Origin of the sequence: Legionella beliardensis, assembly GCF_900452395.1 — a bacterium.
Lineage (GTDB): Bacteria > Pseudomonadota > Gammaproteobacteria > Legionellales > Legionellaceae > Legionella_C > Legionella_C beliardensis.
In genome coordinates, this window is sequence record NZ_UGNV01000001.1 from 154,599 (window position 1) to 177,163 (window position 22,565).

Genomic DNA, 22,565 nt, shown 5'->3' on the forward strand with positions numbered 1-22,565 from the left:
ATAGCTGGTTGCTAAAGTTTACTATCCTTAAGCGCGTACTTAAAAAAATTATAATTAATGTGCCTCATCCCAGTTTTTACCTACACCAATAGACACTTGTAAAGGAACGACGAGTTCTACTGCATTTTCCATTAGTTGGTGAATTTCTTTGGTGGCCCAATCTATTGCTTCTTGCTTAATTTCAAACACTAATTCATCATGCACTTGCATAATCATGCGCACGACAGGTTTAGATAAAGATTCTTGCCATTTAAACACTGCAATCATTGCTTTTTTGATAATATCTGCTGCTGTCCCTTGCATAGGCGCATTAATCGCCATGCGTTCAGCCGCGCGTTGGCGTCCTAAGTTACGCGCATTAATATCTGGTAGATACAAACGACGACCAAATAGCGTTTCCACATAGCCTTGTTCATGGGCTTGTTTGCGCGTACGCTCCATGTAATCTAATACGCCTGGGTAGCGTTGAAAGTAGCAATCCATGTAAAGTTGCGCATCTTGGCGATCGATACCCAGTTGTTTTGCAAGTCCAAAAGCAGACATTCCGTAAATTAGGCCAAAGTTTACTGCTTTAGCACGGCGTCGTTGCTCATGGCTGACTTCATTGAGACTCACCTGAAAGATTTCACTGGCAGTTGCTGTATGAATATCCCACCCACTAGCAAATGCCTTAAGAAGATTAGGGTCAGCAGATAAATGCGCCATAATACGTAGCTCAATTTGTGAATAATCCGCAGCCAATAAAACATGATCTGGAGGCGCTATAAATGCTGTACGAATAAGGCGACCTTCTTCACTACGAATAGGGATATTTTGTAAATTAGGCTCACTGGATGAAAGGCGCCCTGTAACTGTAATGGCCTGATTATAACAGGTGTGCACGCGCCTCGTTTCATGTTGCACCCGTTTAGGTAGCGCATCAATATAGGTTGAAACTAATTTACTTAAACTACGGTATTCTAAAATAACAGCGGGTAACTGATATTGATAGGCCAGTTCTTGTAGCACTGCTTCAGCGGTAGACGGCTGACCTGTTGGGGTTTTCGCAAGAATAGGTAATTGTAATTTATCAAAAAGAATTTCTTGTAATTGCTTAGGCGAATTTAAGTTAAACGATTGACCCGCAAGCTCTGTTGCCTCTTGCTCTAACATCGATAAACGGGCTTTAAGCCGCTGCCCATGTTTTTCTAGCGTAGGAATATCAATAAATACACCTTGTCTTTCCATTTCTGCAAGAACTTGCAGCAGCGGCATTTCAATCTCTTGATAAATAACTTTTAATGAGCCTTGTAATAAAGAATTAAATTTATGATAGAGTGCTAAAATCGCAGAAACCTGGCTAATTGCATAAGGTGCTGCTCTGGCAAGGGTGATGTGGCTTAATGGCTGTTGTTTGGCGCCTTTTCCCACAACCTCTTCATAACTAATCACACTGCGGCCTAAATATTTTAAAGCTAGAGCTGCTAGATCATGTTGAGCCGTGCTGTCTAAAATATAGGATGCCAGCATCGTGTCACAGACAATACCTTTTAGGTAGATGCCATGGTTTTTTAATAGGTTATAGTCATACTTTAAATTGTAACCAATTTTATTTATCTTCTCATTTTCAAGAATGGGTTTTAAGGCATTAAGCGTACTAGCCCGTTCTAATTGAGTTTCATCTCTATGCAGAAAAGGAAGATAAGCGCTTAGATTTTCATCCACAGCCAGAGATAAACCTACTATTTCAGCATGAATAGAGGTTGGATCAGTGGTTTCTGTTTTTAAGCAAAGGTGTGAAGAGTCGTTTATGGCTTGTAAGAAACTATCTAACTGTGCTTGAGTAGTAATAACTATGAGTTCGCCTTGAGAATGGGAATGGTCTGTTGGTGAGGATTGGTTTTGCTGGTCTAATAATTCTTTTAACCAGGATTTAAATTCTAATTCCTGCACTAAGGCGACTAGTTTTTCCTTGTCTTCTTGTCTTGTCTTTAAATCTGTTAGCGTCAAAGGAAGTTCGACGTCTGTTTTAATGGTTACTAGCCGTTTTGATAACGGCAAATACTTAAGACTTGCACGTAGATAATCACCAATTTTACCACTTATCTTATCCACATTGGCACATAAATTGTCGAGGTTTTCGTATTGCTCAAGCCATTTTAAAGCTGTTTTAGGGCCGCATTTGGTAACGCCAGGAATGTTGTCAACGCTGTCGCCTACTAAGGTTAAGTAATCAATAAATTGAGCCGGGGTGATGCCATACTTCTCTTTAACAGCTTGGCTATCCATGACTTGATTAGTCATGGTATTGATAATGGTAACATGCTCATTTACCAGCTGGAGCATGTCTTTATCGCTAGTCGAGATAATCACCGGCTGGCCTTGCTCAGTTGCTAAACGTGCTAATGTTCCAATCACATCATCTGCCTCCACCCCTTCAACAATTAACAGTGGTAAACCCATCGCTGTTAATACCTCAATTAGGGGCGGAAATTGTTTATGAAGATCGGGAGGAGTTGCACTGCGATGTGCTTTGTATTCCGGGTACCATTCATCACGAAATGTTTTACCCTGCGCATCAAAAACAATAGCTAATTGCTCACATTGATGATCTTTAATAAGCCGCCTAATCATACTTACTACGCCATAGATAGCACCTGTAGGCTGGCCTTTAGAGTTAGTTAATGGCGGAAGCGCGTGAAAAGCCCGAAAAAAATAAGAAGAACCATCTACTAAAATCAAAGGCTTAAGCATTATTCACTCGCCTCATATTGCGCTAGACGCACACTAAGTTCATTAACTTTGTCATTAAGTAGCCTTAAATTTTTGCGCATAATAGCAATACGGGTTACGCCTAATTCTTGTTCAAGCGCCTTGTCTTTTGGCCGAGCTGGATTGCCTAAATAGATATTTCCTGCTTTAAGGTGTTTTTTAGGTGGTACGCCCGCGCGAGCCCCTAAGATGACCCCGTCATCAATACGAACATGATCGCTTACGCCAACGTTAGCTGCAAAGATAACCTGATTACCACTGGTTGTACTACCAGCAATACCTGTAAATGCACACAAAATATTATTTTTGCCTAATTTAACTGAGTGAGCAACCTGAACTAAATTATCAATTTTAGTACCTGCTCCAATATGGGTAGCGCCTAACGTTGCGCGATCAATGACGGTATTTGCGCCAATTTCAACATGATCATCAATAATAACTTTACCTTTATGAGGCACTTTTAAATGTTGGCCATCAATAAAGGTATAACCAAACCCATCCGAGCCTATAACACTTGAGGCGTGAATACAGACGTTTGCGCCAATTTGACTATCATCATAAATCGTCACATGAGGATGAATGATAGTCGCTTGTCCAATAGTTACATTTTTACCAATACTAATGTGGCTTTTTAAAATGCAACCATCATGAATAGTCGTACCTGATTCAATACTAACATAAGGGCCAATAAATACGCCTTGTCCTAGCTTAACATCCGGGGCAATAGCTGCACTTGGGTGAATTCCTGTTATTGGTTTCTCAACTGGATAAAAAACATCTAGCAATTGAATAAAGGCTTTAAAAGGATGAGCTGTTTGAATGATAGACTTAGTCGAGTGAGTGACATGTTGGCTGGTAAGAATTGCTGCAGCGTCAGACTGCTCAGCTGCCTGTAAGTTTTCAGGCCCATCAGCAAAAACAAGAGAATCAGCTGCTATATTTTCAATAGGTGATAAAGACGATACAATGATATCATCATTACCAATAACTACCCCTTGCACTATCTTAGCTATTTCATGTAAGGAAATACTCATTAATTAACCTTCTCTCAGTTTGCGCAAATAGATCGATTATACCGCGATGCGTGATTACTTGCGAACCATGTTTTGAGATTTTTTATTTATAGACCTCTTGCATAACCGCCATCTTTAGCAAAATCTATAGGTTATGCAGGAAGTCCTATCTCAAACAGGCCTTCGTAATAATAAAGCGACATTAGCGCCACCAAAAGCAAAATGATTGGATAGCGCAATATTAATTAATTGCCGCCTTGTATGATTAGCAACATAATCTAGGTCACAGGCAGGATCGGGTTCATTTAAATTAATGGTTGGTAGCAAGGTGTCATGTTGCAAGCTAAGTGCTGTTGCAATAATTTCCATAGCGCCTGCTGCTCCAATTGCATGACCAGTCATCGATTTTTGCGCAGAAATGGGTATTTCATACGCTCTTTTTCCAAAAATTGCTTTTATCGTTTCTGTTTCTGTTAAATCATTCAACTGTGTTCCTGTACCATGTGCATTGATATATTGCACATCGTTAGGAGATAATTTGGCATCATCTAGCGCTGCTTGAATGGCTCTAATTTGGCCTTGACTACTAGGTGCTGTCACATGGTAAGCATCGCAACTGGCACCAAAACCAATAATTTCAGCATAAATTTTAGCGCCGCGGGCTTTAGCATGGTTTAATTCTTCTAATATTAAAATGCCAGCGCCGTCAGCCATAACCATCCCACTGCGGTTTTTAGAAAAAGGACAACAAGCACGCTCAGGATATTCATTTTGAGCGGACATCACCCGTAATTTACACCAGGCTGCCATAATGCCTTCCCACAATAGTGATTCTGTTCCGCCACAGATAGCAATTGGAATACGGCCTTGGGCAATGTGTTGATAAGCGCTGCCTATTGCTTCAGCTGAAGATACGCACGCATTGGATATGGTGGAATTAGGGCCGCCTAAATTAAATGCAATAGCAATATGGTTGGCAACTGAGTTAGGCATGCCACGTAAAACACTTAATGCGGGAATTTTTTTCCAGGTTTGATTAAAAAAAATGTCATAAGCACCTGATTCTACTTCAGGGGTACCGCCTAAGCTTGTTCCTATAAACGTTCCTGCTTTTTCACGATCTGCTTGAGTTAAGCTTGCATGTTCAAGCGCATGATGCGCACAAAAGAGTGCATATTGAATAGCGCGTGGATAACGTTTGTATTTTTCTAAGGTGGCTATTTGTTCTAAAGAAAAGTCCGTAATTTCTCCGGCAATCTGCGTCGGATAGGGGCTGGGATCGTATTTCTGTATCCGTTTTATCCCTGATTTTCCTTCAATGGCTGCCTGCCAGAATGCTTGAAGACCACTACCTATGGAAGAGACAATCTCCATGCCTGTAATTACAACCCTTTTTTTCATTCCTTAACCCTTAAGCTATTCTTGCCAGACAGAGGTTAGTCCATTTAGACATAAGCAAGCGCTAAAGCTATATTTCATGCTTTAAATTATTTATTTATCTAAAACTATTTAGGATTAAATACCGTTTAATTTCAATAAATTAAGCTCGACATGAAAATTATCATAGCTTTTATGCGCTAAACGAACATTAAGTAAAGTTTATTAATACTTAATAAAAATTAAATTATGTACTTGCTAGATTTTGAAAGCAAGTCTCAGTCTAAGTAATTACTATGAATTTAATACACTTCTTGCGAAACCGGGATTAGCGACAAATCTTATGCCAAAAAAACTGTCAACCTGCGCAAACACTTCCTGTATGTCCTGCTTTTGCCGCCTGTTCATTTAAAGCTGATAATTAAGATTTTAAGACGTCTCTTAAGTTCTCAACGAAGATGAGTAACGCGTACTAATAGCGAATTATTGGTAACATAGCTTGTAATTTGTCTATTTGAATCGACCAATAGTCTTGTTTATTTTTTACTTTAAAACCATATTTTTGATAAAGATTTAATGCTCTTTGGTTACTCGCTTCAACATTTAAGTCAATGATCATTCTACCCATGCTGAGCGCCTCATTAATACAATGCGCCAATAGCTCACTGCCTAAGCCTTTTCTTTGAAAAGACGGAAGAATAGCAATATCCGAAAAATGAGCGCTATCTGGTTTCCATTGAATATGTGCTTTTCCCATAGGAATTTGATCGTTTAGCGCAAGTAATACGGTATAGCTATTATCATTTAATAAATAAGCAAAACGTTCAACCATGTTTTGATGGACTGAAAAACAGGCTGCATCAATATTACATAGAGAGGATAAATCAGCTAAAGTTGCTTTACGCAAGGACAATAAAGGATTGCCAATTAACAGCGGCTCATAGCTTTGTCTCATCATATAATACTCACTATGATGGTAGACAAACGCCATTTCTTCTAACCATTGATTAGGGGTTAAGGATGAGTTTGAAAGAATGATTTCTTTCATCTCTCGCATGTTAAGAAGTGGCATAATGCGAGTAAAAATTTGACTGGCTATCCCTTTATAGCGAAACTCAGGCGCAATTAATAAATTGGCTTCACAGGCATGCTCATAGAAAAAATATAAGCTTAAGAAACCAATTAGGGTTTCCTGTTGATATAACAAGATATTGCTTTCAGTATCTCGTTTTTGCTGCAGAAGATCATAATAAATAGTCTGCGAACCACCATCCTTAGCTGCGCAGGTTTGAGTTAATTGACTTAAATCTTCTAGTTGGGTCGTATTTAATTGTCGATTTTGTATAAGCATAATAATTCTTAAGTTAAATAATTGGCCAAATTTTAATTACATCTATCAAATTTTATTAATTTTAATTTAGTTTTTAGGCGCATGCCATAAACTTTGTAAGCGTTCATAATAACCACATTGATAAAGATAATACCTATAACGAAAAGGGTGTTTTTGATAAAAAGATTGATGCGTATCATCAGCAGCGTAAAATTGGGTTGAGGGACGAACTGCAGTGTAAATCCTAGAAAAGCGTTTTTCTATAGCTTGTTTACTCTCTAAAGCAATCTCTTTTTGGCTCTGATTAAGGTAAAAAATAGCCGTACGGTATTGTGGGCCTGAGTCACAAAATTGGTTACTATCAGATGTTGGATCAATATGGCGCCAAAAGTAATCGACAATTTGTTGATAAGTAATTTGATATGGATCATAAATGATATGAATTGCTTCTAAATAATCAGATTGGCCTGAGCAGACTTGATTATAGGTGGGATTTTGACTATTGCCGCCATCAAAGCCGACAACTGTATCTAATACACCCTGTATTTTATTAAATTCTGCTTGCATTCGCCAAAAATTACCACCAGCAAAAATAGCTTCAGCAGTTTTTGCATTGGCCTCGCTTATGAAAGCAAATAAAATAATAAACACTAAATTAACCATGGGTGTCCTGTCTATTGTAATTTAAAGAATCAGTTAGGTTAATTAATTGCAAATTCTTATACTCAAAGAGTAGGGGAAGATAGTTATAATTTCCAGGAAAATACGGGAATATATTAAAAATGAAAATTAAGGACTGCGAAAATAATTTCAATTGTAATAAGTACGATAATAACAATTTCTAAATTGTGTGAATGGCGGTTTTCTAAATAACTGTTAAACATTTCAAAGATTTCATTTAGTGTATCTAAGCGATGATTAATCGCATTAACACGGCGTTGAATATGTAGATAACGCTCAAGCATGGTGTAATATTCTTCTAAGGTAGGATGCTGCCAAAAGTATTTAGGATGATAAAGGAAATTACTAATTAAATTCATTTCACTTTTAGCGCCTAAAATTTCACCAATAATTTGCCGAATTTGCATGCGCGTTATTTGCATCTGTCCTGTACTTGATAATGTCTGAATGACAGGTGTGTATTTTTCTATTAATGCTTCAATAATTGTTTCGAAATATTGTAATTTTACCGACTGTGAAAACCCATACGACAAACTTAATTTAAGATCATTTCCATCCATATCACGCTCAAGCGAGATACAATCTACTTCAAAAAAATCATGAGGCTCAATAGAAGTTTTGTCACCTATGCGATAGGTAAACTCATCCCTTACTAAAACCGAAATAGGTTTAATAGTAAATTGGCGAATTTTATCTAAGTAAGGATCAACTTGGTAACGTTTTATCCCCCAAGTGACGACGCTGCCATTTTTAAACGCAAAAATAGTCGCATGGGGCTGGCTAATAGGCGAAATTTTTAACACATCTCGCGATCGCGCAGTATGGTAAATTCCTGTAGTTGATTTTAGATCATTATCTAAACGTGTTAAATCAATAGAATGAGCGATGCAATAGCTTAAGCACTCCATGATTGCAAGAACCTTCGAAGTTAGGGTACTCCTAATAGTTACTTATTAGGAGTCATTTAAACTATCAAGATTATAGCTGAATTTGGAGTTAACTACACGTTTTCTTCTTCTTCTTTTGCAGAAAAGGCTTTCTTTCTATCTGTTGTACCACCTAACCATTGAGGACATACTTCTAGAACTTCAGCAATTTTATATAATTGATCAGAGGAAGGTAAAATTTGTCCAAAAATCATGCCATTAGCTAAGTGGCGGGTAACACCAAATACCTTAGCGACAGCTTTTGTCTTTTCTGTTATGTCATCTGGAAAACCTAATAAAGATAATTCCCGATTAAATCTCTGCGAAAATACTTTCGTATTCATTATTTCACTCCATGAAAATAGTTAATTTGTGATTATTTCACAACGCTTAACCGCCAATCCTTGACGCACGTAAATCTGTTATAACTTATTTTTTTTTTTTAGAAAAGGCTTTTTACCCAGAATAAAGAAATAGTTTCTTTTAGTAACTAGGAAGACTTACTATAACAGGATTTAATCATTAATTCTTTGGCTAGGAGGTCAAAAATAAGCCTCCTAACCAAAGGTATAAATTATTCTTGTGCTTTATGCTCAGAATAACTGAAATAATTGAGATCAAGTTCTCGTGCCGCTTTAACATCATCGAGGCGCTTGACCGGTAACTTACTAGGGGCTTGCTTTAAAAGTTCTGGTTGGTTTTGTGCTTCAGTACGAATTGTGCGCATCGCTGCAATGAATCCATCTAACTCTTCTTTAGATTCTGTTTCCGTAGGCTCAATGAGTAAGCATTCAGGCACAAGCAAGGGAAAATAAGTGGTTGGGGCATGGAAGCCATAATCTAATAGCCGTTTCGCTAAATCCATAGCAGTAATACTGTAGTGCTTTTTTTCTTGATTTAGTGTTAATACAAACTCATGGCTAGCTCGCCTAGTAGGATAAGCAGGGTTAAATCCTACTTGAGTTAGTGCAGCCAATAAATAATTAGCATTTAACGTGGCAAATTCCGAGACTCGTAATAACCCTTCTTGGCCTAAAAGACGAATATAAAAATAAGCACGCAGTAATATTCCGGCATTACCCATAAAACAAGATAGACGGCCAATACTTTGTGGGTAATCTGCTTTGGTTGCAAAGCGATAGGTTTCATCTTCTTTAAGCACGACAGGTAGGGGTAGGTAAGGCAGTAAACGTTTACCCACTGCAACGGGGCCCGCACCTGGCCCACCACTGCCATGGGGCGTGGCAAACGTTTTATGCAGATTTAAATGCATCACATCAAATCCCATATCACCTGGGCGAACACGGCCTAAAATCGCATTTAAATTAGCCCCATCATAATACAGTAAGCCACCAGCTTGGTGTATAATCGCGGCAATGTCAGTAATTTGCTTCATAAACAAACCTAACGTTGATGGATTAGTCAACATAATCCCCGCTGTTTTAGGCCCCACCTTTTGCTTTAATTGTTCTAAATCAAGTTCCCCATCTTTAGCAGTAGGAATTTCTACAATTTTAAAACCACACATAACAGCAGAGGCAGGATTTGTACCATGCGCTGCATCAGGGATAATCATTTCAGTTCGCTCTGTATCACCTCGTGATTGGTGATAAGCTTTAATCATGGCAACGCCTGCAAACTCGCCTTGTGAACCTGCCATAGGTGTGAGCGAGATACCGCTCATGCCAGTAATTTCAAGTAAGTATGACTGCAATTGATAAATAGCTTGTAAATACCCTTGGCTGTATTTTTCAGGTGTTAAGGGATGCCGATTTACAAATCCTGCAATCGATGCGGCCTTATGAACGCCACGCGGGTTATATTTCATCGTGCAAGAACCCAGCGGGATAAAGTTTGTATCAATCGCATAGTTTTGCTGGGACAGCCTCGTGTAATGGCGTACTACTTGCAATTCCGAGCAACTGGGCAAGCGAGGAGGGCTTTTACGTAAAAAGTGATCAGGTATGTTTAAGGAATTGGTATCTGATTGGGGCCCTTGAGCAGTTGCTTGACGCCCAATTTGAGAACGCTCAAATATTAACATAATTTGCCCTCCGTTTCTTGAATAAGCGCTTTTAAGGCGTCGCAATGCATCACTGGTGTAAATTCTATGAACTCGTAATCAGCAATTTCTGCTAAATAATAAGGATCTTTCTTAAAAACAGACTCAAGGTAGGCTTTATTATTAGTTGCCGCAATAATAATACCGCCTATACGGGGTTTCATTGGCCCTGAGGCGACTAATAATCCTTGCTTATAATAGTAATCAAGATATTCCCGATGAGCTTGTAAATATTTATCAACTTCAGTTAATGAAGTTTTATAGGTTAATTGAATAATAAACATACAACCTCACTTCATAATATCAGTTAATACATTGGCATAAAACTCAATGTCTTGAGGCGTGCGCATTTCAGTAGCGCAGATAAGCAAGCTATTAGCAAGCCCGGGATAATGCGTTTGCACAGGGTAACCCCCATCAATTCCGCGTGCCTTTAATTCGTTTAAAATAGGTTCTATGGGCTGCTCAAATTGTAGTAATGCTTCATGGAAATAAGGTGCGGTAAATACTTGCCTAATACCTGGAATCGCCGTTAGCTTGCTTACTAATGATACGGTATTTTTATGGCATTGTTCAGCTATCAATTGTAAACCTTGTGGCCCAATTAAGCTCATATGAATAGTTGCTGCGGTAACGAGTAATCCTTGATTGGTACAAATATTTGATGTGGCTTTAGCTCGTCGTATATGCTGCTCTCTAGCTTGTAGCGTTAAGGTAAAACCGGTTTTATTTTCCTTATCTACCGTGCGGCCAATTAAACGCCCAGGCATTTGCCTTACATGTTCAAGACGCGTGCTAAAGAAACCAAAATAAGGCCCACCTGAGGCCATTGGTGCTCCTAAAGGTTGCCCTTCACCACATACAATATCAACGCCCTTTAATCCCCACTCGCCGGGGGGCTTTAGAAGGCCTAATGAAATAGGATTAACACAAGCAATAACAATAGTATTATTAGCTGCACCCCAATTAGTTAATTCATCAACAGGTTCAAGGCAGCCAAAAAAATTGGGCTGTACAATGACTAAAGCCGTGATGTCTTGGCCGGTATATTTTTCAAGCTCAGCGAGCGTTGTGGTTCCTTCGTGCTGGTTAAAAGGCAGATTGATGATTTCGATATGTTGATTACGAGCCACCGTTTCAATGGTTTCACGATAAAAAGGATGCAAAGTACCGGCGATTAAAACGCGATTTGTTTTGCTGTGCCGATTAAGACGAATAGCCATTAAAATAGCTTCCGCTGCTGCGGTTGCGCCATCATAAAGCGAGGCATTGGCTACATCCATCCCAGTCAATTCAGCAATCATGGTTTGAAATTCATAAAGTAACTGCAAAGTCCCTTGGCTTGCTTCTGCTTGATAAGGTGTATAGGCTGTTAAAAATTCACCTCGTGACGCAATGTCCCATACTGCTGCTGGAATATGATGATCATAAGCGCCGGCACCAATAAAACAAAGGCCATTTTGATTATTATTGGCTAATTGAGCGGCTTCTTTTAGCATCATCATTTCATTCATGCCAGCCGGAATTTGTTTAAATCCTTGAAAGTGGAGTTGTGCTGGAATTTCATCAAATAAATCATTTGTGCGAGCAACGCCAATCGTTTCTAGCATTGCTTTAACATCTTCTTCAGTATGGGGCACGTAAGGCATAGCTATTCTTCCTCAGCAATCTCATGTTCATATTGATCGGCATCCATTAAATCACTTAAGTCACTCGCGTCAGTTAAACGAAGTTTTACTAACCATCCAGCGCTATAGGGATCTGTATTTACTAAAGCAGGATTGTCAATAACCGCCTGATTAACTTCCATAACGATACCACTGATTGGTGAGTAGAAATCAGATGCGGCTTTGACTGATTCTACAACACCTAACTCATCGCCAGCAGTGACTTCTTCGCCTTCCTTAGGGAGTTCAACAAAGACTAAATCACCTAAAAGTTGTTGTGCGTGATCCGTGATACCAACTAAGGCTTCTTCACCATCAACTTGTATCCATTCATGAGTGCGTGTAAATTTTAAATCTGACATTGATATCTCCTCTTCATCGCATAAATTTAATTATTAATTTTTATTTTATAGAGGTTTTCCATTGCGGATAAATCTTGGTTTTGTTACGTATGCGGAAATAAGTTTACCTCGAATATCAACTAAGACTTCATCACCTGCTTCTGCCGGTACTCGAGCAAGGGCAATCGACTTTGCTAGAGTAGGGGAATAAGTACCACTGGTGATAATACCTTCATGTTGTGAATTAGGAATAACGACGCGTTGGCCTGTGCGCATTATAGCTTTTTCATCCATGATCAAGCCAACAAACTTGCGCTTAATACCTTGTTGTTTTTGAAATAACAGAGCACCCATGCCGATAAAGTCTCGGTCTTCAGGCTGCCATTTAACAGTCCAGCCTAAACCGGATTCTAATGGTGTGGTTGATTCATCCATATCTTGGCCATATAAAAGCATGCCTGCTTCCAGTCGAAGCGTATCGCGAGCACCAAGTCCACACGGCTTAACGTTGGCTGCTAATAAATTAGACCAAAGTTGATTAATCTCGTTTGCAGGAGCAACGATTTCTAAGCCATCTTCACCCGTATAGCCTGTGCGGGCAAAAAAATAGTTATCTACATCAACGCATTCAAAATAGGTTAAGGTAGAAATAGCATCGCTTTGGGCTGGCGTAAGCACACTCATGGTCTTAGCTAATGCGTCAGGCCCTTGCACCGCAACCATAGCCAATTCAGTCCGCTCTTGCAAGCCGACTGCAAAACCCTCACTCTTTTTGCGAATCCAGGCAAGATCCTGCTCGCGAGTTGCAGAATTTAATACAATACGATAATTATCAGGCGCACGCTGATAAGCAATAAGATCATCAATAATTCCGCCGTGCTCATTGCACATACAGCTATATAATGCGCGGCCGCTGTGTTGTAATTGATCAACATCATTAGTAAGGAGTTTACGTAAAAATTGCCTACCGCCTGCGCCTAAAATATCAACGATAGTCATGTGAGATACGTCAAACATCCCAGCAGAGGAACGAACAGTATGGTGTTCTTCAAGTTGAGAGCCATAATGCAGTGGCATTTCCCAGCCGTGAAAATTAACCAATCTAGCGCCCATGGCGGCGTGACTAGCATGCAATGGTGTCTTCGCAATCATTTGCTTCCTCGTTTTATGCACTCTGGGACATAATTATACCTTGATAAGTGTTTACTACAAGAGCAATACTCGACTTATATTAACTCGTCATAAGGTCTTAACTTTTAATATTTATTTTTAAGTAAAGCTTCAGGAGTGCTAGTGTAAATCCAGTACTTTCAAGCTGAAGGGGTATATTATGGCTTATACTTTATAAAAAGCTATCTATTGAAGCAGTGAGGAAAAATTTCCTTTAGATGCTAAGGCTAATTGACGGGAGTAGGCCCATATGCAAGAGGTAACGGTAAAGTCTTGGGGCAGCCGCCTAAAGGACGCCTTTGCTGGTATTTTATTTGGCTTTGTACTTATTGGTGTTGCGATTTATCTTATCTTTTGGAATGAGCGTCATGGTTTTAATATGGCTCAGTCTTTAGCTGAAGTAAAAAAAACACTAATTAGTGTTCCTGCGAGCCCCATTGATAATAAAAATAATCTACGTGTGGTTTATTTAACTGGCTTGGCAACGACGACTGAGCAACTTAAAGACTCGTTGTTAGATATTCAGTTAACAGCCATTGCCTTAATTAGAACAGTAGAAATGTATCAATGGCAAGAAGAAGAAAAAACGAGGACTGAAAAGCAATTAGGTGGTTCAGAGCGCACTGTTAAAACATACACCTATAAAAAAATTTGGTCAGAAAATTTAATTAATAGCTCACAATTTAAAGAAACCACGTATCAAAATCCCACAACAATGCCGGCAAAGTCACAACATCAAATGTCTTCGCACGTCACCTTAGGCGATTTTACTTTGCCACCTAGTTTAATAGAAAAAATTACACTAACTACACCTGTGGATTTGTCTAAAATCAATGTAGATAAGCTAGGGGCACAATTTAACAAGCCTGTTAAATTAACTAATGATGAATTATATATAGGACAGAATAGTCAAACGCCTCAGGTAGGCGATTTAAAAATTTCTGTAGCAGCAGTATTGCCACAGCAAGTCAGTATTATCGCACAGCAAACAGGGACAACGTTGCAGCCTTATCAGGCTGCAGCAGGCGAAGAGGTATTGCTATTATCGCCAGGGCAAGAGTCAACGGATAGCATGATTAAAAAAGCCCAAGATGAAAATCGCATGATTACTTGGGTTTTACGATTTGTAACATTACTTATGATGATTAGTGGCTTTGCATTGTTGATGCGACCTTTAAGTGTTTTAGCCGATGTCTTGCCTTTCTTAGGCACATTAGTTGGGTTTGGTACAGGCTTAATTGCTGCAGTTATTGGCTTTTGTTTATGGACTATCTTTCTTGCCATTGCTTGGTTCGCTACGAGGCCTTTGTTTGCCCTCGGGCTATTGGTGATTGTAGCATTAGTGATTTATTTATTCTGGAAGTCAAGGCCAGAAAAAGTAGATAATAACGCAGATAGAGTGTAAAAAAGCCAGTTTGGCGTATTTAGCCCGTATTTACTTGCCTGTAAGGCCTTTTCCAAACGCGCTTTCACATCCATGTGGCTCGATGAAGGGCATCCATGCCCTTCAACGGTTTGGAAAAGGCCTTACAGGCAAGCAAATACTAGTTTCGTGAAATATAAAAACTCTGCAGCAGGGTTAAAAAGAAACTAAAGTAATTATAAAAAAAGCGCTTTAAATTTAATCTACACTTATAGATATTATTTTAAAATAGGATGGTTTGTGTTAAGTGAGTTTCTTTCCTGGCAAAATATTGCTGATATGGCTTGGCTATTATTATTACTATTGCTCCTTAAGCATTTTTGGCAAGATAGGCAAAACCTATTAAAGGCACACGCCTGGTTTTTAACCAAAGGGCGAATTACCCGTTTTCTATGGACTAAAGATGGTTACCATTTATGGCCTAAAATAGAATACACATATCAAGTATATGATCGAGATTTTCTTGGGGAGTACTTCTTTTTAGATACCTCGCATAATAATCCTAATAGTAAATATTCTCGCAGAGTCGCTTATCGTGCAGCGATGGCGTTTGAAAAGAACGAAGACATTGATGTTTTTTATAATCCTAGTGATCCACGCCAAGCTGTATTAGATGTGCGGATCCCAACTAAGCTTAATTTTATTATTTTTTTATTAGTTTGTCTTATTGTGGTGCATTTAGGGGTGGTTCTGTACCGGTTTCTTTAGAGGGTTTGCATTCGCATGGTGGCTCAATAACCTTTGCTTTTAAAGAGTTAATAGCCAGCCCTCGCACGCCCTGGCCGCTAGGTGCTTGATTAAAATTAATAGTCACTTCTAGGGTTTGCTTTTGTTGATATTGAGGATTTTTATAAACAACCAGCACAGGCATTGTTGCTTGCCATTGGCCTTGGCCTAGGCTTTTTACGGCTGGCGGCATGGTCGCCACAGCGCTAACAAAATAATTATTTTTCATAATAGCTTCTGGAAGTTTTGATGCATTAAGGGCATTGCTATAAGCAGTCCACCCTTGCGCTGTGAAATAACGGGCGATATCGCGCTGACGTTGTATAAAATTAGAATAGCTATACGTATAAGTAGCTACAATTGCTTCATTAGCCCAAACAGCTAGCTGCGTGTCGTCTGCATAGCTTAGTAAAGGGCAGACAAGTAATAAAACTTGAGTTAACTTAATGAGTTGACGCATGACTTAATCCTTGTTTTTAATATAAACTGCGTTAGTCAACATGATTATACTACAAATCATTTCTAAGCTATTTGTTGATAACTGATTAATTGTGATATTCTGCGCAAAAGTAGGCAGAAAGTAAAATTATTATTCTTGGTCAAATAAGTAAAGAAAACGATTACCGCGGTACCTAACAATGTGAAGCAAATGTTATGGATACCGTGGTCAAGCCACGGTATTTCGGAGCTGAAGTAGGTAAGAGAAAAACCGAATGACCGCGGTATCCATCGGAATGGTAAGAAGTGTAGCCTGGGTGCAGGTCCGAAGGGCCGGAACCCGGGTTTCACTGCGTTTCGCCTGGGCTACTTTGCGGTAAGTGTAGGTACGAGAAAAAACGAATTACCGCGGCTTGAACGCGGTATCCATGGTTGGCTTTCCTAAATACTGTGACTCGCTGTAGGTACTTCCCAAAAATGCATCAAAGTAGTAGCTTTCCAAACCGTCTTTACTTGAAGACAAACTGCAAGTTGCGCGATGTCTTGCGCCTATTAGTTTATCATTTAGTTTTATTTGGATATTGAGCACTGTAAGAATTTAAGAATTAAATCTTGGGCTAAGGTATGTCTTATTGCTAAGCCTAATTCGTTGCGGAACAGCGTTTGACTAAGAGTAATTTTTATTACCTAATAATTAATAAGGAGGAAAAGGTTGGCACGCAAGAATAGTCCTTTTTATTTTGCTAACCGTGAAAATGTTAGCCGCTTTCTCAATCGTTGGGATCTTTTATTATTGATTTTAGTCCTAACCATTTTAGGCTTACTAGGTTGGACGGGTCAACAGATGGCTGTTCCTTACCAGTTGGGCGATCCATTACCTATTTCACTTGATCCATCTAAATTGCCCTTTTATGCAGCACGTACGGTGTTGCGGATGTTTATTGCTTTAATTTTATCTATTTTATTTACATTTATTGTAGGAACGCTAGCAAGTAAGAATCGGCGTGCTGAGCAAATTATTATTCCTGCGATTGATATTTTGCAATCAGTGCCGGTGTTAAGCTTCTTATCAATCACCGTCACAGGATTTATTCATTTATTTCCCAATAGTTTATTAGGGCCAGAATGTGCTTCTATTTTCGCTATTTTTACAGCGCAAGTTTGGAATATTACCTTTGGTTTTTATCAATCGTTAAAAACCTTACCGGAAGACTTAAAAGAAGCCGCGTCCATGTTTCAATTATCAGCTTGGCAACGTTTTTGGAAAGTTGAAGTGCCGTTTTCCATGTCAAGCCTGCTGTGGAATATGATGATTTCTATGTCGGCTAGCTGGTTTTTTGTTGTACTTTCTGAAGCCATTGTTGTTGCCCATCAGCATATTCGCCTACCTGGGGTAGGTTCTTATATTGCTGTAGCTATCGAGCAGCATAATTTAGCGGCGGTGGGTTATGCTATTTTAACCATGATTATCGTTATTTTTCTTTATGATCAAATTCTTTTTAGACCATTAATTGCTTGGTCTGAAAAATTCAAAATGGAACAATCTCCCGATGAACAGGAATATCAGTCTTGGTTAATTGATTTAATTCGTGGCAGTCAATTAATGAAGCGCCTACGCAATAATGCTGCCATTGTTAAAGAAAAATTTATTAATGCTCGTTGGCTTAGTAAAGGGCCGCCAGCTAGTAAGGAAATTGATATTCGTCATCAAAAACGTATCGATTGGATTTGGAATAGTATTGTATTAATTGGTATTGCAAGCGGGGGTTGGTTTTTATTAGAATTTATTCTAGCTAAATTAAAAATTAGCGATATCTTATATGTTTTCGCGCTAGGGGCCGCAACAGGTACGCGCGTTATTATTTTAATTATTTTAAGTTCTCTCATTTGGATTCCAGTTGGTGTTTGGATTGGCTTAAGGCCACGGGTTGCTCAAAAGATACAACCTATTATCCAATTTGTTGCAGCATTTCCGGCAAATTTATTTTATCCTCTAATTGTCATTGCCATCGTTCGCTTTAATTTGAGTGTAGAAATTTGGGTCACGCCTTTAATGATTCTGGGTACACAATGGTATATTTTATTTAATGTGATTGCTGGTGCATCAACCATTCCGCGTGATCTTTATCTGGCTGCAGATAACTTTGGTTTGTCGGGCTGGCTGTGGTGGAAGCGCCTTGCGCTACCTGGTATTTTTCCATTTTATATAACAGGTGCTATTACGGCTGCGGGTGGTGCTTGGAACGCGAGCATTGTTGCTGAATGGGTTAGCTGGGGTAATACCACCCTAAAGGCGACTGGCCTTGGTGAATATATCCAAGCAAGTACGTTAGCAGGTGATTTTCCTAGAATTGCTTTAGGCACCGGCATGATGTGTTTATATGTGCTAGCCTTTAATCATCTCTTATGGCGTCCTTTGTATCGTCTAGCACATGAGCGTTTTAATTTTAATTGAGGTTTCTATAGGCTTATGCCCAATACAATTATTGAATTAGAAAATTGTCGAAAATCCTTCAAAAAAGCATCCACCCAAGAGCTCTTGGTTCTTGAGGATGTTAATTTAAAGCTTTATGAGGGAGAAATCGTGGCCTTACTTGGCAAGTCAGGTTCAGGTAAGTCAACGCTATTACGTATCATTGCAGGATTAGTTCCTCCTTCATCAGGTAAGGTTACCTATCGTGGCCAACCGGTCACAAAACCTGTTGCAGGAATTGCTATGGTCTTTCAATCATTTGCGTTAATGCCATGGCTAACTGTATTAGAAAATGTAGAATTAGGTTTGGAAGCACAAGGTATAGGCCGAGAAGAGCGCCGCCATCGGGCTATTGAAGCGATCGATATTATTGGCCTAGACGGTTTTGAATCGGCCTTTCCTAAAGAGTTATCAGGCGGTATGCGGCAACGAGTAGGTTTTGCTCGCGCATTGGTTATTAACCCAGATGTTTTATTGATGGATGAACCATTTTCAGCATTAGATGTTTTAACAGCTGAGAATTTAAAATCGGATTTATTAAATCTTTGGCAAGAAAAAAAGACCAATACCAATGGTATTTTATTGGTAACGCATAACATTGAAGAAGCAGCCATGCTTGCTGACAGAATTATTATTTTTGGTAGCGATCCTGGGTATATTCGTACGGAATTGCAAGTGGCTATGCCGCAACCTCGTAATCCTGATACTGCTGAGTTTCAAGCCTTAGTTGATGAAATTTATACAGTCATGACCACGAGACTACAGGAAAAAGCAAAACGCTCTCATCGCGAACGACAAATAAGTCTCGGGTATCGGTTACCGGATGTTGATCCTTCTGAGTTATCAGGCTTGATTGAAACAATGACTTCATTTAGTGAGCGTATTGATTTACCTGAGCTTGCTGACGAATTAATGATGAATATTGATGACTTATTCCCCTTACTTGAAACATTGGAAATTCTAGGTTTTGCTCGTGTTTCAGATGGCGATATTCAATTAACGGAATTAGGTAGGCAATTTGCTAGTGCTGATTTACAAACTCGAAAACAGATCTTTACCAAACGTTTATTAGATAAGGTGCCTTTAGCGCGTTATATTCGTCATGTATTGGATGAGAAAGTTGGGCACCGTGTGTCGGAAGAGCGTTTTCTGACTAAGTTAGAAGATTATTTTAGTGAAAAAGAAGCTGAACGTGTACTGCGCACCATGATTGATTGGGGACGTTATGCTGAAATTTTTGCTTATGATTTTAATACAGGTGTTCTAAGTTTAGAAAACCCAGGCATATCTGATCATGTGAAGGATGAATCACCCTATTAACAAGGGTAGCTTTTAACAAGGTATTGCGTTGAAGATTATCTTTACTGGCAAACATTATTTGGATTTAAGATTAGTATGAGAGATACCTACCTTGGGTTAGCAAAATTTGCGCTTGATACGCCGTGTTTAGTACTTGATAAAGCTAAACTACTGCATAATTTACAAGTCATGCAGAACCATGCAAGACTTAATCACGTTAAGATTAGGCCACATGTTAAAACACATAAGTGCTCAACGTTAGCAGCCCTACAGCTTACGTATGGTGCAATTGGTATTAGTGCTGCTAAAGTTGCTGAAGCAGAAGTATTAATTGCAGCCGGTATTCGCAATATTTTAATTACTTCCCCTCTAGTCACTACTCATAAAATAGCAAGGCTTCTCGCTTGTATTAAACAGGCGCCTGAAACCATGGTGGTTGTTGATAATGAAACTAATGCGGTCGCTTTAAATGAGGCAGCTGCGGCGGAGAAGCTAAGTATTAATGTGTTAATTGATATCGATCCTGGAATAGGACGTACTGGCATAAGGCCTGAACAAGCCATTGATTTTGGCAAACAAATACAGTCGTTGCAATCGCTACAGCTAAAAGGTCTGCAGTGTTATGCTGGTAATTTACAGCATATAAGCTGTTATGAAGAACGAAAAAAAGCATCTTTAGCAATCATGCAAATGGCTAGTGACTTGGTTAAGCAGTTTAAGCAAGTTGGTTTACCCTGTTCAATATTAACCGGTACGGGGACTGGAACCTATGACATAGATATTCTTGCATCTGAAGTGACAGAACTTCAGCCTGGTTCTTACACCGTCATGGATGTTGAGTATAAAAGAATAGGCTCAAAAGATGATTTAAATTACTTTCAAACATTTAAACCTGCGATGACATTATTAACAACCGTGATTAGTGCTAATAGGAATGAACACGTTACAGTAGATGCGGGCACAAAATCTATTTATTTTGATGTTAAACACCGTCCTGAAATTATTAAACCTCATGGGTTAGAGTACCAGTGGGGTGGGTTTGGTGATGAGCATGGCAAAGTAACAGCCGCAGCTAATGGCATATTACCTAAACTTGGCGAAGTAATCGAATTAATCGTGCCGCATTGTGACCCGACTATCAACTTATTCGATAAATTTTTTGTTTGTGAAAATGATCAAGTGGTTGATGTTTGGGGTATTGATTTAAGAGGTAAGTCACAGTAGGTTTAGTAAGAGGAACATGGCATTTGCAACAAGTAATTAAAAGAAAATGCCTTATACAAATACTACTGTTGTATCCTTTATGGATACCGTGGTCAAGCCACGGTATTTCGAAGTAGGGTAAAATCGATAAAAAAACAATGAATTACCGCGGCTTGACCGCGGTATCCATGAATGGTACTGCTAACACATTGTACATCACTTAAGACGCTTGTTTCTGTGTCGATTTATTAACTAAATAATCAAGAATTTTTACCAATCGCTCTTCACTTTGTGCCATTTGTAAATCAGTTTTATATTGACCATTAATTATAAAGGATGGAACAACATTAATATGAAAACGTGCCATTTGCGCATTACCTTCATTGATTTTCATATCAACAGTTGTTGAATGGGTAAAAGCGCTCTCAGCCGTGTCTTTATCAATGCCTTGGTTGGTGAAGAAACTAACCATGGCTTGATCGGTATTAAGAGGTGTTTTATCGACTTGAATCGCTTTAAATAATAGAGGATTTAATTTATCACTCATATTTAATAGGTCAGCCGTATAATATGCCTTAGCATAATAAGCCCAATCTTTATTGAAAATAACAGGCACGCGCGAAAACTGAACTTTTTTATCTTGCTGTTTAGCCCATTGGTTTAACGTGGCTTCAATGCGATAACACCACGGGCAACCAAAGCTAAAAAATTCAGTCACCAACACCTTATTTGCTGGGGTATGGGAAGAATTAATGACTTCATAGTCTTTCCCAGCAACAAAATCTTCTGCTCTAGCAAGCATTGGAAATAATAAAAAAAGCACTAACAAACGTTTTAACATAATTTAGTTCTCACTTGAAAGTTTAATAGACCTCTTGCATAACCGCTATCTTTTGCTTTATTGCGGCGTTATAACTGTTTCTGCGGTGCTCCTAATTACTCCATGTAAACTCCGCTCCTCGAAACATTTATGCCTTGCACTAAACCAAAATCTACCGGTTAGGCAAGAGGTCTAATGTAGTCCCTGCATATAATACGCAACTGCTTCCATGTCTTCTGGGTTCATGCGGTTGCTAATGTCACGCATAATTTCATTTAGATCATTGCTCCGTTTACCCTCTTTAAAGGTTTGTAGTTGTTGAATAGTATATTGAGCATGCTGGCCTGATAATACGGGAAAATTAGCTTGCGCATTTCCTGTACCACGCGGGCCATGACAAGCAATACAAGCCGTAATGTGTTTGTTTAAGTCGCCACCACGATAGATGGCTTCGCCACGTTTGACATATTTTTGTGGCGTAGCGCCTTGTGCCAATGGCAATTTAGCATAATAAGCGGCTAATTCTTTAATATCCTGATCACTAAGGGTCGCTGCTATAGTAGTCATCACCGGTACATCGCGCGTCTTGACCTTTTTAAAATCGTATAATTGCTTTTCTAAATAAGAAGCATGCTGACCAGCAATGTTTGGCCAGAGAGGATTAGTACTATTTCCCTGGGGGCCATGGCAAGCAACGCAAGTAGCGGCTTTTGCTGGTGCTACGGTTGTGTTATCAGCGGCTTGCACGGTAAATGTGCTTGCAAGAGCAATAGCAAAGACTATTTTTTTCATGCTGACCTCAGAATTATCCTTCATTTAATGGTACACTGCTTACGTATAAATCCCAAAATGAAAATGTATAATA

At 39.1% G+C, this 22,565-nt stretch carries 20 protein-coding genes; 5 read left to right on the plus strand and 15 right to left on the minus strand.

The genetic code is table 11. The features are described 5' to 3' along the window. Nucleotides 1-54 precede the first annotated feature (54 nt). The 12 genes from polA to gcvT all read right to left on the minus strand — a co-directional run bounded on the left by polA (nt 55) and on the right by gcvT (nt 13,300). A complete protein-coding gene (gene polA, locus DYE47_RS00690) occupies nt 55-2,733 on the minus strand; it encodes a DNA polymerase I (protein WP_115301432.1) in 2,679 nt (892 codons plus the stop codon). Continuing rightward, on the minus strand, nt 2,733-3,785 hold the full coding sequence (lpxD, locus tag DYE47_RS00695) for a UDP-3-O-(3-hydroxymyristoyl)glucosamine N-acyltransferase (RefSeq protein WP_115301433.1): 1,053 nt from the start codon (nt 3,783-3,785) through the stop codon (nt 2,733-2,735). The genes polA and lpxD overlap by 1 nt, the downstream gene beginning before the upstream one ends. A 150-nt stretch (nt 3,786-3,935) precedes the next feature. Continuing rightward, nucleotides 3,936-5,165 (minus strand): beta-ketoacyl-[acyl-carrier-protein] synthase family protein, encoded by a 1,230-nt coding sequence (locus DYE47_RS00700; RefSeq protein WP_115301434.1) that lies wholly within the window; start codon nt 5,163-5,165, stop codon nt 3,936-3,938. A 448-nt stretch (nt 5,166-5,613) separates the two neighbouring features. Further along, nucleotides 5,614-6,492, minus strand: coding sequence for a GNAT family N-acetyltransferase (locus tag DYE47_RS00705; RefSeq protein ID WP_115301435.1), 879 nt, complete (start codon nt 6,490-6,492; stop codon nt 5,614-5,616). Nucleotides 6,493-6,558: 66 nt separating this feature from the next. Beyond that, nucleotides 6,559-7,134, minus strand: a complete 576-nt coding sequence (gene msrA / locus DYE47_RS00710; protein ID WP_115301436.1) for a peptide-methionine (S)-S-oxide reductase MsrA — start codon at nt 7,132-7,134, stop codon at nt 6,559-6,561. A 113-nt stretch (nt 7,135-7,247) separates the two neighbouring features. After that, on the minus strand, nt 7,248-8,060 hold the full coding sequence (locus tag DYE47_RS00715) for an RMD1 family protein (protein ID WP_115301437.1): 813 nt from the start codon (nt 8,058-8,060) through the stop codon (nt 7,248-7,250). A 92-nt stretch (nt 8,061-8,152) separates the two neighbouring features. Next, nucleotides 8,153-8,422, minus strand: a complete 270-nt coding sequence (locus tag DYE47_RS00720) for a hypothetical protein (RefSeq protein ID WP_115301438.1) — start codon at nt 8,420-8,422, stop codon at nt 8,153-8,155. A gap of 230 nt (nt 8,423-8,652) precedes the next feature. Further along, entirely contained in the window at nt 8,653-10,122 is a 1,470-nt protein-coding gene (gcvPB, locus tag DYE47_RS00725; protein ID WP_115301439.1) for an aminomethyl-transferring glycine dehydrogenase subunit GcvPB, read from the minus strand. Beyond that, on the minus strand, nt 10,116-10,424 hold the full coding sequence (locus tag DYE47_RS00730; protein ID WP_115301440.1) for a YciI family protein: 309 nt from the start codon (nt 10,422-10,424) through the stop codon (nt 10,116-10,118). Before DYE47_RS00730 ends, gcvPB begins: the two co-directional genes overlap by 7 nt. 6 nt (nt 10,425-10,430) lie before the next feature. Continuing rightward, nucleotides 10,431-11,789, minus strand: a complete 1,359-nt coding sequence (gene gcvPA / locus DYE47_RS00735) for an aminomethyl-transferring glycine dehydrogenase subunit GcvPA (RefSeq protein WP_115301441.1) — start codon at nt 11,787-11,789, stop codon at nt 10,431-10,433. A gap of 2 nt (nt 11,790-11,791) precedes the next feature. Then, nucleotides 11,792-12,169 (minus strand): glycine cleavage system protein GcvH, encoded by a 378-nt coding sequence (gcvH, locus tag DYE47_RS00740; protein ID WP_115301442.1) that lies wholly within the window; start codon nt 12,167-12,169, stop codon nt 11,792-11,794. 45 nt (nt 12,170-12,214) lie between these two features. After that, entirely contained in the window at nt 12,215-13,300 is a 1,086-nt protein-coding gene (gene gcvT / locus DYE47_RS00745; protein WP_115301443.1) for a glycine cleavage system aminomethyltransferase GcvT, read from the minus strand. A gap of 268 nt (nt 13,301-13,568) precedes the next feature. Here gcvT and DYE47_RS00750 point away from each other — a divergent pair, with 268 nt between their 5' ends. Both DYE47_RS00750 and DYE47_RS00755 read left to right on the plus strand, forming a co-directional pair. Further along, nucleotides 13,569-14,723: a TMEM43 family protein gene (locus tag DYE47_RS00750; protein ID WP_115301444.1), complete on the plus strand. Its 1,155-nt coding sequence runs from the start codon at nt 13,569-13,571 to the stop codon at nt 14,721-14,723. A 258-nt stretch (nt 14,724-14,981) separates the two neighbouring features. Beyond that, the gene (locus tag DYE47_RS00755) at nt 14,982-15,449 is read left to right on the plus strand and encodes a DUF3592 domain-containing protein (protein ID WP_341273388.1); all 468 of its coding nucleotides are present in this window, start codon (nt 14,982-14,984) and stop codon (nt 15,447-15,449) included. On the opposite strand, the gene DYE47_RS00760 is transcribed toward DYE47_RS00755, so the two are convergent. After that, nucleotides 15,406-15,927 carry a DotI/IcmL family type IV secretion protein gene (locus tag DYE47_RS00760; RefSeq protein WP_115301445.1) on the minus strand — a complete coding sequence of 174 codons (522 nt, stop codon included), beginning with the start codon at nt 15,925-15,927 and terminating at the stop codon, nt 15,406-15,408. The genes DYE47_RS00755 and DYE47_RS00760 overlap by 44 nt on opposite strands. Nucleotides 15,928-16,749: 822 nt before the next feature. Between DYE47_RS00760 and DYE47_RS00765 the strand changes: the two genes are divergently transcribed. From DYE47_RS00765 to DYE47_RS00775, 3 genes are all read left to right on the plus strand, one after another. Then, nucleotides 16,750-18,360: an ABC transporter permease gene (locus DYE47_RS00765; RefSeq protein ID WP_242604216.1), complete on the plus strand. Its 1,611-nt coding sequence runs from the start codon at nt 16,750-16,752 to the stop codon at nt 18,358-18,360. 15 nt (nt 18,361-18,375) lie between these two features. Then, nucleotides 18,376-19,698 (plus strand): ABC transporter ATP-binding protein, encoded by a 1,323-nt coding sequence (locus DYE47_RS00770; protein WP_115301447.1) that lies wholly within the window; start codon nt 18,376-18,378, stop codon nt 19,696-19,698. Nucleotides 19,699-19,773: 75 nt separating this feature from the next. Then, nucleotides 19,774-20,901 (plus strand): DSD1 family PLP-dependent enzyme, encoded by a 1,128-nt coding sequence (locus tag DYE47_RS00775; RefSeq protein WP_115301448.1) that lies wholly within the window; start codon nt 19,774-19,776, stop codon nt 20,899-20,901. Nucleotides 20,902-21,100: 199 nt separating this feature from the next. Here DYE47_RS00775 and DYE47_RS00785 read toward each other — a convergent pair whose 3' ends face one another. Then, entirely contained in the window at nt 21,101-21,721 is a 621-nt protein-coding gene (locus tag DYE47_RS00785; RefSeq protein ID WP_115301449.1) for a thiol:disulfide interchange protein DsbA/DsbL, read from the minus strand. 171 nt (nt 21,722-21,892) lie between these two features. Continuing rightward, a complete protein-coding gene (locus DYE47_RS00790) occupies nt 21,893-22,492 on the minus strand; it encodes a c-type cytochrome (RefSeq protein ID WP_115303973.1) in 600 nt (199 codons plus the stop codon). Nucleotides 22,493-22,565 lie beyond the last annotated feature (73 nt).